A 16,040-nucleotide genomic window follows, 5' to 3' on the forward strand; every position below is an offset into this window, starting at 1 on the left:
TTTTTCCGGTTTTAGTTATAACCTGGGTTATCTACCAACAGCTCATTTAATTGTACCTGATCCTGAGGAAGTGGGGCAAGAAGTCTATAATCCGAATAAGGAACTGGCTCATTGTCACCATGCTTAGTAATGGTAAGGCCATTTCTTTTTAGATCGAACCATCTATGACCTTCCACTGCAAATTCAAGTCTTCTTTCAGTCATAATCTGATTAAACAATGCATCTCCAGACAATCCGCCATCGACTGCAGGCAATCCTCTGTTAGTTCTAAGAGCATTCAAATCTGATCGCGATCCAGCAGCATCACTAGTTCTAAATCTAGCCTCAGCTCTGATTAGGTAAAGCTCTGCAGCCCTAATAATCGGTAGATTTTCAAGAAAATCACCCTTAGTACCTAACCATTTGTTTGACCTGTAAACTGTTCCTGATGCACCAGAACGAGTAGTCTCAGTCCAAGTATTTCGTCTTACGTCTCCTGTCTCATAGGCTGCAAGCAATTCGTTTGATGCAGTTACAATAAATTGCGCACTACTGAAAACATTAGCTGTAAGCGTACACATGGAGTTATTCACACCATCTACTGTTGACCAATCCACAGATCTGATTTCCACTTCAAATAGAGATTCAGGATTAGGATAAGTAGAAAAGCTTGACACATAATTAGCAGGTGTTGCTAGCCCAGTGCCATCATTTCCAAGGCCAAACGTAGCCATCGCTTGCGTTGCCATTGAGGCAGCTTCAGAAAATTTAGAATCATACAAATAAACTCTCGCAAGAAGCGCTTCAGCAGCTCCTTTGGTCACTCTGTAAATTCCTGCTGTTCCTTTTGCAGCTGATGGAAGTAAACCAATTGCAGTACTCAAGTCAGACTCAATCTGATCATAAACTTGTCTATTGGTAGATCTAGCTCTAAAATCTGCATCAGAAAAGCCTAAGGTAGGCTCAGTTCTGATAATCACAGAATTATTCCAACCATCTACCTCTTTACCTGGCTCATAGCCATAGACTTTAGCCAAATCGAAATAATATAAAGCTCTCAAGAAAAGAGCTTCACCTTTAATTCTATTCTTTCTGGTAGCGTCCCCTTCAACATCATCAATACCTGCAAGGATAATATTTGTTTCATTAATTGAACTATAATTACCCCAGAGCGACATATGCGCTCTGTCTGCATTTACTTCCTGACCAATGTATCGACCTGTATTTGCGATAATTCTTAAATTATCAGCCATTATTTCAGGTGCAATCATTAACGTCTGTCCGTAAGCACCAAACGCTCTTGCTCCACCGTAAGATGCCGCCAATAGTGATTCATAACCATCCACGTCTGAAAGTGCAGACTCGGGAGTTAAACTTTGTCTTGGTTCAGTTTCCAATAAATCTGAACAAGATGCCAGAGATAGTACAGAACCAAGCGCAATGATTTTTATATAATTTTTCATTCCTATTTCTAATTAGAAGTTAAGATTGATACCAGCAGAAATCTGACGTGCATTTGGATATGCTCCGTAAGTACTTCCGATAGAGTTCGCCTCTGGATCAATTCCGTTATACTTAGTAAAAGTCGCCAAATTCAACCCTTGAACGAATATAGAAGCGCTTGCCATACCTATTTTACTTGCAGTTGCAGCACCTAAAGTATAGTTTAATGTCACTTGCTTCAATCTTATATATCCTCCATCACTTATTAATCGAGTAGAGAATGTGTTGATATTTGAAGTCCCTGGTTCTTGACCGCCTTCATAAGGTCTTCCTACAGTTGTGATATCGCCTGGTTGTGTCCAATAGTCTAACTGATCTACTGTCATATTACCCGTGCCAGATCCCCAGTTGGAAAGATTATACAAATCTGAGTTGGTGGCTAAATTCCCGAACTGGTATTGGAAGAACACTTCAAGTGATACTGGTCCATAAGTGAAAGTATTAGAAAGTCCTCCGTAGCTAGAAGGCAAAACGCTTCCTCTGTAGTCCAAGGTACTTTGACCCGTCACATAAGTAAAATTCCCAGTTCCAGTCCCATCATCATACATCGCTCTACCATTTGCAGGGTTAACTCCCAAATATTTATTTGTATAGAAAAACGATATAGGTTTTCCAACAATCAAATCGTTACCAATACGATCTAGACCATCATAAAGTGATATTAATTCATTCTCAAGGAAAGTGATATTGAAACCAGTGCTCCACTGGAATTTCCCTGCTACAACGTTCACTGTTTGCACATCAAGATCAATACCTTGGTTTCTTACTTCTCCTGAGTTTCTAGTGATTGATCCGAAACCTGAATCAGTAGGAAGCGGGGTATTAAATAGAAGTGCTTGAGAATTCTTTCTCCAAAACTCAACAGTTGTGATAATTCTTCCATTGAACAAAGTTGCATCTAAACCGAGGTTGATAGATTCTGCTTCTTCCCAAGTCAATAGGTCATTACCCAATTGAGTCAATGTCAATCCTCCTTGACCTAAATATTGTCCTGAAGACCCTACTAAAGATCTTGAAGCAAAATTGGCAATATCAGAGTTACCAGTTACCCCGTAGGATGCTCTTACTCTTAAGTTGTCCAACCAAGTAACATCCTGAAGGAATGCTTCAGAAGAAAGTCTCCATCCTGCAGAAACTGCATAGAAAGTACCCCATCTGTTTTGCTCACCAAATCTAGAGTGACCATCTCTTCTCAATGTAACGTCTGCTGTGTATCGGTCATCATAATCATATTTTGCCTGACCGAAGAAACCAGCTCTCTTGTATTCAGTGTATGAACTACCTACTGAGAATGGAGTAGCAGCATTATTTAAATAAATCAATGTAGGATTTGGGAATCCTCTACCAGTTGCAGTTTGCAAATCAGACTGAGACCCTTTGTACTCAAAACCTAAGATACCGGACACAGTATGAACGTCGTTAAATTTCTTATTGAAATTAAAATTGTGGTTGGTATTTAAGTTTGTATTTCTTCTAGCTGTAAAAGTTGAAGCTCCTCCATAAGAAGAAAACACCGGAATCGTAGATGGTCTGTTATTGATATCCGCATTGTCGGAGAAATCAAGTCCAAAGTAAGAAGTCCAGCTTAACCATGGAGCAAATTGATAGTTCAACTGCAGGTTAGATACTGTCTGTACTGTTTTACCACTTCTCAATTCTTCGTATACACCTTGTACAATATTGTATCCAAACAGGTGATTTGATGGATAAGGGGCAAAAGTCCCATCCTCATTATAAATTGGAACATTAGGACGAGCTGAAAAACCAGCTACGAATGGACCATTTACAAAATTTCCTCTATCGATTGATCCATTTGTGTTTTGGAAAGCCAAAGAGAGATTAGCTGATACAGTTAGATTTTTCGTAGGTCTGTGAGTAACATTCAATCTACCCGTAGCTCTATCATAATCCGACATTTGAATTTGACCTTCCTGCTTAGTATATGACCCTGAAAGGAAGAACGTAGTTTTCTCATCTCCTCCAGAGACAGAAATATCATAAACACTCAGTCTACCCTCTCTATAAAGGGCATCTAGCCAATCATAAGACTCAAGATTAGGATCTTCTGGATTACCATAAGTCGCATCTGATCCAGAAGTAGCCAAACCACGGTTTTGGTAAGCTACTCTTTTGATTCCAGCCAATTGGGAGGCGTCCATCACATCATAAAGATTGATTGGCTGAACAATTCCTTCTTGAACAGAAACTTTAACTTGTGATTTACCTTTCTTACCTCTTTTAGTATTGATCAAAACAACACCATTTGCAGCCTGAGCTCCATAAATTGCAGCAGCGGCTGCGTCTTTAAGAACTTCAATCGACTCGATGTCATTAGGGTTGATTGATGCTAGTGCGTTCTGGGAACCTTGGCCGGAAAGACCACCATTGTTTACCTGGACACCATCCACTATGTAAAGTGGATCATTACCGGCGTTGATAGAACCAACACCTCGGATTCTAACATTCAAAGTACCACCTGGCTGACCAGAAGTAGAAGTCACTTGAACACCAGCAACTCGACCTTGCATAGCACGGTCAAACGATTGAACTGGAAGATTTTCGAAGATTTCACCTTTTACAGATGATATAGCCCCCGTAATCTCTCTTTTTGATTGATCTCCATATGATGTTACCACTACTTCGCTCAGGCTCTGAAAATCAGGCTGCAAAGTTACATCGATAACAGATTTTTGACCAATGTTGATTTCTTGAGTGGTTGTTCCAATGAAACTAATCACCAAAACTGTTCCACCATCGGGAATGTTTAACGAATACTTGCCATCAAGATCTGTGGCAGTACCAACAGTAGTACCTTTAACGAGGACGGTTGCACCTGGGATTGGTTGACCATCTTCTGCTGAAGTTACTATTCCGGTTACTCTACGCCCCTGTGCAAATGCCACAGCACCTACCAGGAATAGCGAAAGCCCTAGGAGTAAAATTTTCTTCATAAGTGATATGATTTGGTTTATATTTACCCAATGATATTCTTATTGATGCAATATCGCAAAGCAGCAGGTTACATATTTAACCTGTAAATAGAGTTAAGAATTTAATATAAATCTATTTTTTAAAGATTTAACAGAATTAAAATTGGATTCAATCAAAAAATAACCAATTAACAAACTTTTGTTCTGTCATTCAAACGTTAACAAAAGTTAATTTTTTGTAAAAATTATTTAACAATTAGGAAATTTTCTTAGGTTATTATTAAAACAATTTAAATTCCAAAATTTTCCTTTTATGCAGAATATTAATAATCATAACACCGAAAATCATCTCTATTATTGCTTAAAACAGCAATTAAAAGAAATTTAAATTTGAATTGGTCAAAAAAATAAGACCTATAATAGCGCTATTAGTTTTAGAATTTACTAAATAGTTGGATTTAAGAGGGATTTTAGTAACAGAATATTAACATTCCCCCTTCTTATAATACCTTAATTGTGATTCTACGATTTAAAGCTTTGTTTTCAGGACTATCGTTTTTGACCATTGGATCCTTATCCCCTTTCCCCTCTACTAAGACTCTTCCATGATGAAAACCTTGACTAGTAAGGTATTCCTGAACACTTTTTGCGCGCTGTAAACTAAGTGTTTGATTATAATTTGCGCTACCCACATTGTCCGTATGTCCAATTATCAAAATATTAACATTTGGATTTTCAGATAAAAATTTTACTAGCCTCTTCAGTGATGATATTGATTCCGGTTTTAAGCTATAATCATCAAATTCAAAAAATACATTTTCAAAAACGAACTCCTCCCCAGCTGCCACTGGAACAAGCTCTACTTTTAAATCTTTGACATTTTTAATATTGTCCCGCTCTACATTATAAATTTTTGGTAAATAACCTTTTTTCTCAACATAAAGCCCTGATATAGCTTTTTCAGGATAAATCATAGTAAATGCACCGGTCTTCCCATCTGAATTGAATCGATAAAGCGTGCTGTCATTGACCAGAGAAACTAGCGATAAAGTAGCATCAATTGGTTCGCCAGTTTCCGAATTAAATACTTTGCCTTCTGTCACGGTAAGATTTTCACCCAGTGAAATCTCCTCAGGAAATTTGAATCTATATAACAGAGACCTGTCATGTTCTTTTTCTGAAGAAGTTAGCTCCGTAAAGTATGCATAGTCCTTTTGAGCAGTAATAAATAAAGCAACCTGATCTAATTGATCGTTTATTGGCCATCCTAAATTTTCAGGCTTGGTAAACTCTCCATCCACTACTTTAGACAGCTGGATATCCATTCCACCAAAACCAGGATGACCATTAGATGAGAAAAAAAGAATCTCGTTATTAAAGAACATGAAAGGGGAAATTTCATCTTTTGGTGTATTTACCACATCCCCAAGATTTTTAGCTTCGGACCAGCTTGCATCATTTTGCATCACGCTATACCAAATATCATTTCCTCCAAATCCCCCCTTCCTATTTGATGAGAAAAACAAAATCCTACCATCTGCAGATAAGGATGGCTGAGAGTCCCACGATCTCGAATTCACATTTTTCCCCATATTTCTTGGTCTTTGCCACATCCCATTGATCTTATATGCGATATATAGGTCACAGCTTCCTTCTGAATCTGGAGCATCACATGAAGTGTAGATCAGGATATTCCCGTCTGCAGTGACCGAGCAGGTCCCCTCGTTATATGGTGAATTAATCGTTTGTGCTATACTCTGAGGTTTGGACCAATCTCCTTCTGGAGAAACAAAAGCCATGAAAATATCCTCCTTATCATTATTCCCTGTGCCGTCCCGTTTCGTGAAAAGTATCTGTTCACCATCCGCTGTCAATACAGGAAAATACTGTAGTCGAAACTCATTGAGAGGTTCCGGCAATTTCTCCTTTTCGATTTGCCGAAAGTTCTCCAACTGATCAGCAAGAAACTCCATTTGGCTTTTCATTTCCAGATAATTAGGCAAACGGCGAAATGATGCGGTAAATAATGGGTCAGTGGCTGCAAATTCCTGGTAAGCCTCCTTGAATCTACCTTGCTTCAAATATACATGGGTCAGAACCCATCCCAAATCTGCCTTATGCTGAGTTGTGGCATTCTTACCGGATAGCCTTGATTTTCCAGCAATAACGGTCTTCTCCGCATTTTCTAATTCCCCCACCGTAATTTGAAGCTGGGCCAATTTTACATAGGCTTCTAAAAATGAAGCTTCTCTATTGATCGCATCCTGATATTTTTCAATAGCCGAATCGTATTGCCGAGAAAGGGTAAACTCTTCTGCCTCCCGATACAGCTTAATAGCCTTCCCATCAATGATCGAATAGCTTTGCGCATTTGCGAAAGATATTGTCAAAAAAAGAAGAATTCCGGCTAAAATTGGGCGCATGGACTTAGGGTATGTCCATAAATTTATGAGTTTGAAGCGAAATTTTCCATTTTGGATGTTTTTTTGCAAAATCTATAATCACGGGAGTAAATTTTTCAGCCTTACTCCACTCTGGTTGTAAGCGCAATTCACAGTTGGAATTCACCTGCTTAGCATGCTCTTCTGCAAAGGCAAAATCACTTTGATGAAATACTACAACCTTTAATTCATCTGCTACTGCGTAGATCGAAGGATGTGGCTTTTTGAACTTTTTGGGTGAAAAACAAACCCAATCAAAATCACCTGAATAAGGATGTGCTCCGGAAGTTTCAATATTAGTTGTAAATCCTTTTTCCTTCAAAAGTGATGTCAAAGGTCCAAGATCATACAGTAGAGGTTCACCTCCTGTTATGACTACCAACCTCCCTGGGTAAACCAAGGCATCCTCCACAATCTTTTCTATTGAAAGAACCGGCCACTTACCAGAATCCCAGGACTCTTTTACATCACACCAAACACATCCTACATCACAGCCTCCAAGCCGGATAAAATAAGCAGGATGCCCAGTAAATCTACCTTCCCCTTGTATGGTATAAAATGCCTCCATTAAAGGAAGCTCCAATCCTTTCGCCACTAACTCCTTTGTGTTCATATTCATCTGAATTTTTGGTAAAGCGGGCAATTGAACCGCTGGTGAATTATGCCGCAAAGGTAAGGTTTATGATTGAAAAACTCGAAGATTACAAAATTGTAATATTCCAAACTCGATTTATCAGTCCTTTGAATTCTAGAAGCTCTTCCGCATCACTATTCTATAATCATCCTCTGACCCTTTTTTGATCATCCCCACAATCTTAAAACCTCTTCTCATCCCAAAATTGATCATGGCAGGAAACCTATTCCGTGTTTTGAAAAAGACCCGTGTAAATCCATTTTCCTTAGCCCATAGCTCTTGCTTGTCAGCCAAAGCACGTGCAACACCTGCTTTCCTGAATTGAGGTATCACTCCTCCCATCCAGGAATAAAACATTTGTGGCTCGTTACTTTCATAACCAACTTTAAATCCAGCCAATTGGCCTCCTACTTCAGCTACCAAGACCAAATGCATCTTGAGCTTGAGTCGCTCTTCATAAAAGCCACTCCTAATCTCCCCTGGAAACTCCGGAATCAGCCTATGGATATAATAAACATCTTCAATACTTCCTTTCCGAATAATCACATTTCCCATATCACACTTTTCCGTAAACAAATAAATCTATTAAAAACCTTTCCGTTATGTGATAATGATCCGTTAAATAAACAGCAAGTCTTTATGAATTACGAATTTGAACCACAAAGCCCATCAATTTTTCTATTTTTGCAGGCGTTCAGCTAAAAAACTAGAAAAAATACAATCATGGCGGAGTACACTTTTAAGGACATTGAGAAAAAATGGCAAGCATACTGGGAAGAAAACCAAACTTTTCAGGCCAATGTAAACCCTGACAAACCAAAGTTTTATTCTCTAGACATGTTCCCATATCCATCTGGAGCGGGACTTCATGTTGGTCATCCGCTGGGTTACATTGCTTCAGATATTGTCTCTAGATTCAAAAAGTTAAAAGGCTTCAACGTTCTGCACCCGATGGGTTATGATAGTTTTGGTCTACCTGCTGAGCAATATGCCATCCAGACTGGACAGCATCCTGCGATCACTACCGAGCAAAACATCGCCAGATACACAGAGCAGTTGAAGAACATCGGCTTTGCATTCGACTGGAGTAAAGAAGTCAGAACTTCCAATTCTGATTATTACAAGTGGACACAATGGATCTTCATGCAGCTTTTCAATAGCTACTATGATCTAGATGCGGACAAAGCACTTTCTATTGATTCATTGATCGAGCGATTTGAAAAAGAAGGGAATGCTTCCATAAAAGCTGCCTGTGATGAGGATACGGAGAAGTTTACTGCCGCAGATTGGAATGCTTACTCTGAAAAAATAAAACAAGAAACACTCCTTAAATATAGACTGACTTTTCTAGCAGAAACCACCGTAAACTGGTGCGCAGCTTTAGGCACTGTACTTTCCAATGACGAAGTGAAAGAAGGCTTCTCCGAGCGTGGCGGGCATCCTGTAGAGCGAAAGAAAATGATGCAGTGGTCGATGAGAATTACCGCTTATGCAGATCGCTTACTACAAGGTTTGGAAAAACTAGACTGGTCAGAACCAATCAAAGAAATGCAGCGCAACTGGATCGGTAAATCCATCGGAGCTGATGTGGTATTTCAGGTGAAAGATTCCGATCAGAAGATCAAAGTATTCACCACTCGAGTGGATACTATATACGGTGTGACTTATTTGGCTTTGGCCCCAGAATCTGAGCTGGCAGCAGCGCTGATCACAGAAGATCAACGCGAAAAAGCGGAAGCATACATAGAAGTAGCCAAAAACCGCTCAGAGCGTGAGCGAATGAGCGATGTAAAAACCATATCAGGGGCTTTCACTGGCTCTTATGCGATCAATCCATTTAATGGAGAAGAAATCCAAGTTTGGGTAGCTGACTACGTACTGGCTGGATACGGAACTGGTGCAGTGATGGCCGTTCCTGCGCATGATGAGCGGGATTATAACTTTGCGAAGCACTTCGGACTTGAAATCAGACAAGTGATCGAAGGCTCTATGGAGGAAGGTTCTTTTCCTGGAAAAGGCGGCTTGATTATCAATTCCGGCTTCATTTCCAATTTGTACATGAAAGATGCCATGAACAAAGCCATTGAGTTTTTGGAAGAAAAAGGCATCGGAAAAGGCAAGATTCAATACAGAATGCGTGATGCGATTTTCACCCGCCAGCGTTATTGGGGTGAGCCACTTCCCGTATATTTCAAAGAAGGACTTCCCTATTTAATAGAAGAAAAAGACCTGCCTTTGGTTTTACCTGAGGTAGATAAATACTTGCCAACAGAAGACGGCGAGCCTCCACTTGCCCGAGCGTCGGACTGGAACTACAAAACCGCGGAGGGAGAATTCCCTCTGGAAAGAAGCACCATGCCAGGCTGGGCAGGATCAAGTTGGTATTTCTTCAGATACACCGATCCTAAGAACGAAACTGAGTTAGCCGACAAAGCAAAAACTGACTATTGGGGCTCTGTAGATCTGTACATTGGCGGTTCCGAGCATGCGACAGGACACCTGCTGTATTCCAGATTTTGGACAAAGTTCTTGTACGATCTTGGTATAGTAACCGTGGATGAGCCATTCCAGAAGATGATCAACCAAGGGATGATCCAAGGTAGATCGAATTTTGTATATAGAGTAAAGGGCACGAACCAATTTGTCAGCTATGGCTTGAGAGACCAGTACGATACGTTTGCCATGCATGTGGACGTCAATATTGTCTACAACGATCAGTTGAACTTAGATAAATTCAAAGCATGGAGACCTGATTTGGCGGATGCAGAATTCATCTTGGAAGACGGCAAATACATTTGCGGATCTGAGGTGGAGAAAATGTCCAAGTCTAAATACAACGTGGTAAATCCGGACGATATCATTGAGCGATACGGAGCTGACACTTTGAGATTGTACGAGATGTTCTTGGGTCCTTTGGAGCAATTCAAACCTTGGAATACAAACGGAATTGACGGAGTGTATAAATTTTTAAGAAAGCTTTGGAATCTATATCACAACAGCTCTGGGGAATTCCAAGTTTCTGATGCAGAACCTAGCAAAGAAGAATACAAAGCACTTCATAAAGCCATCAAAAAGATGGAAGATGACATGGCCAATTTCTCTTTCAATACCTCCGTCTCCAGCTTTATGATCTGCGTGAATGAGCTTACCGCACTGAAATCAAACAAACGTGGAATTCTGGAACCACTTGCGATTTTGGTTTCTCCTTATGCACCACATATTGCAGAGGAACTTTGGAATTTACTTGGACACGAAGGTTCTATAACTGATGCTACTTTCCCTATTTTCGACGAAAGTCATCTAGTTGAAAGTGCTTTCGAATATCCAGTGATGATCAATGGTAAAATGAGAACTAAACTCAGCCTGGACCTTTCATTAAGCAAGGATCAGATTCAGGAAGCTGCTTTATCTGATGAAATCGTCATGAAATGGTTGGAAGGAAAAGCGCCAAAAAAGATAATAATTGTTCCAGGAAAGATTGTGAATCTGGTGGTTTAATTAAGTCTCAGTCCAAGTTTGTTTTATTGGATATTGAGCCTTGTTTTCAAGGAAACTAAATGAGCCGAAATAAAATCCTGTACATCACGCCATCCCTGCAGTCCTTTGTGAAAAGCGACCTCAGGATTTTGTCAAAATATTTTAACGTTCGGGTAATCAACCAACCTTGGGGTAATAAAAAGCTTGCGCCTCTAAATTTCATAGCGCAGTTTTTCTCCATGCTTTTCAGCATTTTCGGAGCTGAGTTTATCCTTGTCAATTTTGGAGGATATTGGGCTTTTTGGGCTACAGTATTTGGGCAGGTCTTTGGCAAAAAAGTCTTCATAGTCACCCATGGTACTGATTGCGCTTCTATTCCTGAGATCAATTACGGCAGCTTAAGGATTGATCTTCTAAAGCAAATTTGCAACTTCAGTTACAGACGAGCCGATGCGATCTTTCCAGTGAGTGAATCTCTAATCGAAACAGAATTGCTTTTCGATCCAGCCATCAAGTCTCGAAAGCAAGGTCTGCTTTTTCACTTTCATGGATTACAGGCACCCATAAAAACAATCTACAATGGATTAGATGACATGCAATGGACACTACCTACAAAGCCTAATAGAATCCCAAATAGCTTTTTGGCCGTCATGTCATCCAGTCAATTTGAGCTGAAAGGCGGAGATTTGATTTTAAAGATTGCTGAGAAATACCCAACCTGTAACTTCTATTTTGCAGGGATAAATGATTCAGAAATAAAGTTAGATATACCCGCTAACGTTTATTTCTTAGGATTTCTATCTCCAGAAGAGTTGCTCGAGCGTTATCAGAAAACTGAGTTCTACTTTCAACTCTCCAGTTTTGAAGGATTTGGCTGCGCTTTAGGTGAAGCCATGCTTTGCGGAGCTATTCCTATCGGATCGTATACGAATCACATTCCTCAAATCGTAGGTGATTCAGGGTTTATCCTAGGTGAGAAATCCCTAGAAGCCGCAATACTAGTGGTGGATAAAGCCCTTGGATCCATCAATAAAGATTTACTTTCCATAAATTCACGACTTCATATTCAAGCCAACTACTCTCTTGCACTCAGAGAACAAACGTTAATCGGGACTTTGGAGCAATTTACAGGTAAGTCATATACTCTCTAATGGAACAAGTATTAAGTAAAATATCTAGAAATTTATATGTAATTCCAGGCGGTTTTTTTGTCACTAAATTGTTTCGAAAATTCTATGGCTCTTCAAAAAAAGAAGGGGATTGGAGGAATTTTACCTTTCGAGGAGTAGCCATGAAAGTGGACATCGCAAAGCAAATGGGCAATGCAATCTACTGGCGTGGCGCGCATGATTGGGCACCGATTTTTGTATTGGAGAAATATCTGAAAACAGGTGACACCTTCATAGATGTGGGGGCAAATCAAGGAGAGTATTCCCTCTGGGCGGCTAGAAAAGTAGGCACAAATGGAAAGGTTGTTTCATTTGAACCTATGCCTCAGCTTTTCGATCAATTGACTGCAAACATCCGACTTAACGAATCCTTTCAAAAGACCATCTCTCCAGTGAAACTTGGCCTTTCGGATAAAAAAGGTGAGGTAACACTCTACGCAAGCGAAGATTCTAATGAGGGTACAAACACCATTTACAATACTGATAAATTCAGCATAGAACTCGGGAAAATTCAGCTTGATACACTTGACGAACAAATAGAAGAGTTGAAAATCAACAAGGTTAACTTCTTAAAAATAGATGTAGAAGGAGCTGAGCTTCAGGTTCTCAAAGGAGCTCTCAATACACTAAAAAAGCACCTTCCAATTCTTCTTCTAGAAATCAATAAGGACGCATGCATCGCTGGCGGCTACCTACCAGAGGATATTTTAGAATTGTTGAAGCCATTCAATTATACTTTTTCAAAAATAGGTCTGCGGGGATCTTTGAACAAGGTGGACACATTGCCTGATTTCTGCAATATCCTTGCAACTCCCCAACAATTGTAACCTTATACTCACTTGGGGATCAGAGTTTATGAGCAGTTGGATGTTTAACTCAGATTGATCTTGACACGATTCGAATGTATGGCGGAAATCCCATACTGATTGATACACTCACTTTTCTTTCAAAAGTAGATTGTTCACAGACTCCTTCAGCAATCTCAACTTCTACCCCCACCTCACTCACAGCGAAGCCAAAACCGATTGGGAAATTTCTACCAGGTATCACGGCATAATAAATGGCTTCGTAATCAAATAGAAAATTCATACCCATTCGACATTCAATTGTATTGCTGGTATGAAGAAACTCGCTGTAATGCCATTTAAGTTTTTCTAAATCAACAATAGAACTTCACTAAAAATCATGACTAGCGAAACATAAAAATGATAATCCGCAATCATACATTTTGCCAATCACTTACAGATGTGTAGATAATAATGATTGCCATGTGTTAATAGATTCATGATTTATATTCCGTGCAAACATGGAACTCGAGTAAATCCCAACACCATTCGCAAAGAAGAACCCAACAACTTATTGAGCTAAAGGCCTTTAATCAAAACAACAAATTAAAACACCTCACAATTAATGATAAAAGTTTTTTGGCCGTTTAAGATTCCAATACTTAATAAAAAAATAACCTCCCTTTTTGGCCTAAATCCATAAAAAAACCATTTCAGTATTTTAATCCTCCAAATAACATATTTCGAAATTTTAGGAATGACTTTTTCAATTATGCCAAATTTTCAATTCGAAAGAACCAATTCAAAATTACCCACTCAAATAAACCAGTTTTTTGAATTTGAACATAAATTTGATCTAAATCAAAGATTTTTTAAACCACCTTTTCAACTTTAAACAAAATGTAAAAATATATAGACATAAAAAAAGGGAGCTTTTTAGAAAAAGCCCCCGAGAGTGGGTCTATTGTCAATCATCTAAAACCAAATATACTTTTGTAATCCTTGCTGTGTATTTGTTTTTTTGATCTTTATATTTTGATAAACATAATGAAAATGTTTTAAAGCGCCCAAAAACAAATAATTATTTTTTCTCACATTAACCCTCCACACAGTCACCCTTCTTCCCTGAAAATAAAAAATGAAATGAAATCTATAGCCTATCTCTGTTCAAAAGCATTTGTCAGAGGATAGACCATTTTTCATTATCTTCAATGGTCTTATCATTTGCTATGAAGAAATTAATAATCGCACTTGGGGTTTTAGTCCTTATCTATTTAGCTGCAACCCTTATAGTCCCACCCTATATAGAATCTCAAAGAAATCCCGTCAAGTCTTCTCCACCCTATTCTGTTTCATCAGACGCACAGGCTTTGTATGAGCGCTTGGATTTTATATCGGATTTACATTGCGACGCCTTGCTTTGGGGAAGGGATTTGACCCAGAGAGGAAGTCGTGGGCAAGTTGATTTCCCAAGAATGAGAGAAGCCAATGTCGCTTTGGAGATGTTTACCATTGTTTCAAAATCCCCAGCCGGACAAAATATGCAGAGTAATAGTTCGGATGCATTCGACAACATCACCCCGCTGACCATAGCAAAAGGGGAATCTCCGTCAAACTGGTTTAGCTTAATAAACCGTACTCTTTCACAATCCCAAAACTTAGCAGATTTCATACAGGATGAAGATGGCAACGCGATCTTCGTTAAAAACAAAGCGGATCTAAACAAACTCATTTCTGCTAGAAAAAATGATGAATCTGTTATCGGCGGCATGTTAGGAATCGAAGGTGCACATGCACTCGAAGGAGATATAGAAAATCTAAATCGAGTTTATGAAGCTGGCGTTCGCATGATAGGGTTAACTCATTTTTTTGATAATGAACTTGGTGGATCTGCTCATGGACAAAGTCAAGCGGGCCTTACCGAATTTGGGAAATCAGTAGTTCAGAAAATGAATGAGCTCGGTATTTTTGTGGATTTGGCTCACTGCTCTCCTGCAATAGTAGATGATGTGCTAGAGATGACTACTATGCCCGTGATGGTATCACATACTGGGGTGAGGGCTGTTTTGGACTCACAGAGAAATCTGAGTGATCTCCAAATCCAGAAAATCGCTGAAAATGGAGGCATCATAGGCATCGCATTTTTTGATGAAGCAGTAGGAGTTCCTGAATTGCCCAATATCATTGCTTCGATAAAGCATGTGAGAGACTTAGTGGGTATAGAATATGTCGCACTTGGGTCAGATTACGATGGATCGGTCGCGGTTCCTTTTGATATCACAGGATTTCCTCTTTTGGTAGAGGGAATGATGAATGCCGGATTTAGTGAAGCGGAGATCAAAGCTATAATGGGCGAAAATGTGAAAAGATTTTTCCTAACAAATCTGAGATAAATGAACGAAGCTCACCTGCATCAAAAGAGTAAATACTTCCAGAAACTTCAGGAATATCTTCGAGAGTTTGTGTACGGAGGAATTGATGGTGCTGTCACGACATTTGCAGTAGTTGCCGGGGGATTTGGCGCAGATCTGGATGCTGGGATCATTATAATTCTTGGTTTTGCAAATCTCTTTGCCGATGGATTTTCGATGTCTGTGGGTGCCTATTTGTCCTCAAAGAGTGATAAAGAAAACTACAATAAGCATCAGGAAATTGAATATTGGGAAGTAGAAAATCTTCCGGAAGTAGAGCGTGAAGAAATCCGAGACATTTACAAAGCTAAAGGATTTGAGGGGGAACTCTTGGAGAAAGTTATAGATCAAATCACTTCCAACAAAGACATCTGGGTTGCAGAAATGATGAAAGACGAGCTAAACTTAATGGAAGAAACCAAAAGCCCCTTTAAGATTGGGGTCGCCACATTTGCATCATTCCTAATTGTCGGATTCATTCCACTGCTAGTTTATCTCTGGACATTTTTCTATCCCTCAGACATTAATACTTTCTTTTGGACCAGCATACTTACAGGCCTGGCATTCGTATTAATCGGAGCTTTAAAATCCTTAGTAAATCAAACTTCACCAATAAAAAGCATAGCGGAAACCGTTGCCTTAGGCTTGTTGGCAGCCATTGTTGCATATTATGTAGGTGATATTCTAGAGAACTTTTTTATTAAACAATGA

Annotated in this window: 11 protein-coding genes; 5 read left to right on the forward strand and 6 right to left on the reverse strand. The window is 39.4% G+C overall.

Annotated features, from left to right (window positions below; translation table 11 throughout):
• Positions 1–11: 11 nt before the first annotated feature.
• From QOL76_RS20955 to QOL76_RS20975, 5 genes are all read right to left on the reverse strand, one after another.
• A complete protein-coding gene (locus QOL76_RS20955; protein WP_283414919.1) occupies positions 12–1,442 on the reverse strand; it encodes a RagB/SusD family nutrient uptake outer membrane protein in 1,431 nt (476 codons plus the stop codon).
• 12 nt (positions 1,443–1,454) lie between these two features.
• Positions 1,455–4,433 (reverse strand): SusC/RagA family TonB-linked outer membrane protein, encoded by a 2,979-nt coding sequence (locus tag QOL76_RS20960; protein WP_283414920.1) that lies wholly within the window; start codon positions 4,431–4,433, stop codon positions 1,455–1,457.
• A gap of 479 nt (positions 4,434–4,912) precedes the next feature.
• The gene (locus QOL76_RS20965) at positions 4,913–6,835 is read right to left on the reverse strand and encodes an OmpA family protein (RefSeq protein WP_283414921.1); all 1,923 of its coding nucleotides are present in this window, start codon (positions 6,833–6,835) and stop codon (positions 4,913–4,915) included.
• 4 nt (positions 6,836–6,839) lie between these two features.
• Entirely contained in the window at positions 6,840–7,466 is a 627-nt protein-coding gene (locus QOL76_RS20970) for a 7-carboxy-7-deazaguanine synthase QueE (RefSeq protein WP_283414922.1), read from the reverse strand.
• 135 nt (positions 7,467–7,601) lie between these two features.
• The gene (locus QOL76_RS20975; protein ID WP_283414923.1) at positions 7,602–8,063 is read right to left on the reverse strand and encodes a GNAT family N-acetyltransferase; all 462 of its coding nucleotides are present in this window, start codon (positions 8,061–8,063) and stop codon (positions 7,602–7,604) included.
• 147 nt (positions 8,064–8,210) lie between these two features.
• Here QOL76_RS20975 and leuS point away from each other — a divergent pair, with 147 nt between their 5' ends.
• The 3 genes from leuS to QOL76_RS20990 are packed head-to-tail and all read left to right on the forward strand — an operon-like array spanning position 8,211 to position 12,960.
• Complete coding sequence (gene leuS / locus QOL76_RS20980) at positions 8,211–10,985, forward strand: leucine--tRNA ligase (protein ID WP_283414924.1); 2,775 nt, start codon at positions 8,211–8,213, stop codon at positions 10,983–10,985.
• 59 nt (positions 10,986–11,044) lie between these two features.
• Entirely contained in the window at positions 11,045–12,115 is a 1,071-nt protein-coding gene (locus tag QOL76_RS20985; RefSeq protein WP_283414925.1) for a glycosyltransferase family 4 protein, read from the forward strand.
• Positions 12,115–12,960: an FkbM family methyltransferase gene (locus QOL76_RS20990; protein WP_283414926.1), complete on the forward strand. Its 846-nt coding sequence runs from the start codon at positions 12,115–12,117 to the stop codon at positions 12,958–12,960. Before QOL76_RS20985 ends, QOL76_RS20990 begins: the two co-directional genes overlap by 1 nt.
• Before the next feature lie 49 nt (positions 12,961–13,009).
• Here QOL76_RS20990 and QOL76_RS20995 read toward each other — a convergent pair whose 3' ends face one another.
• On the reverse strand, positions 13,010–13,222 hold the full coding sequence (locus QOL76_RS20995) for a hypothetical protein (protein WP_283414927.1): 213 nt from the start codon (positions 13,220–13,222) through the stop codon (positions 13,010–13,012).
• A 925-nt stretch (positions 13,223–14,147) separates the two neighbouring features.
• Between QOL76_RS20995 and QOL76_RS21000 the strand changes: the two genes are divergently transcribed.
• Entirely contained in the window at positions 14,148–15,311 is a 1,164-nt protein-coding gene (locus QOL76_RS21000; RefSeq protein WP_283414928.1) for a dipeptidase, read from the forward strand.
• A complete protein-coding gene (locus QOL76_RS21005) occupies positions 15,312–16,040 on the forward strand; it encodes a VIT1/CCC1 transporter family protein (RefSeq protein ID WP_283414929.1) in 729 nt (242 codons plus the stop codon).

This window comes from Algoriphagus winogradskyi (genome assembly GCF_900182815.1).
GTDB lineage: Bacteria > Bacteroidota > Bacteroidia > Cytophagales > Cyclobacteriaceae > Algoriphagus > Algoriphagus winogradskyi.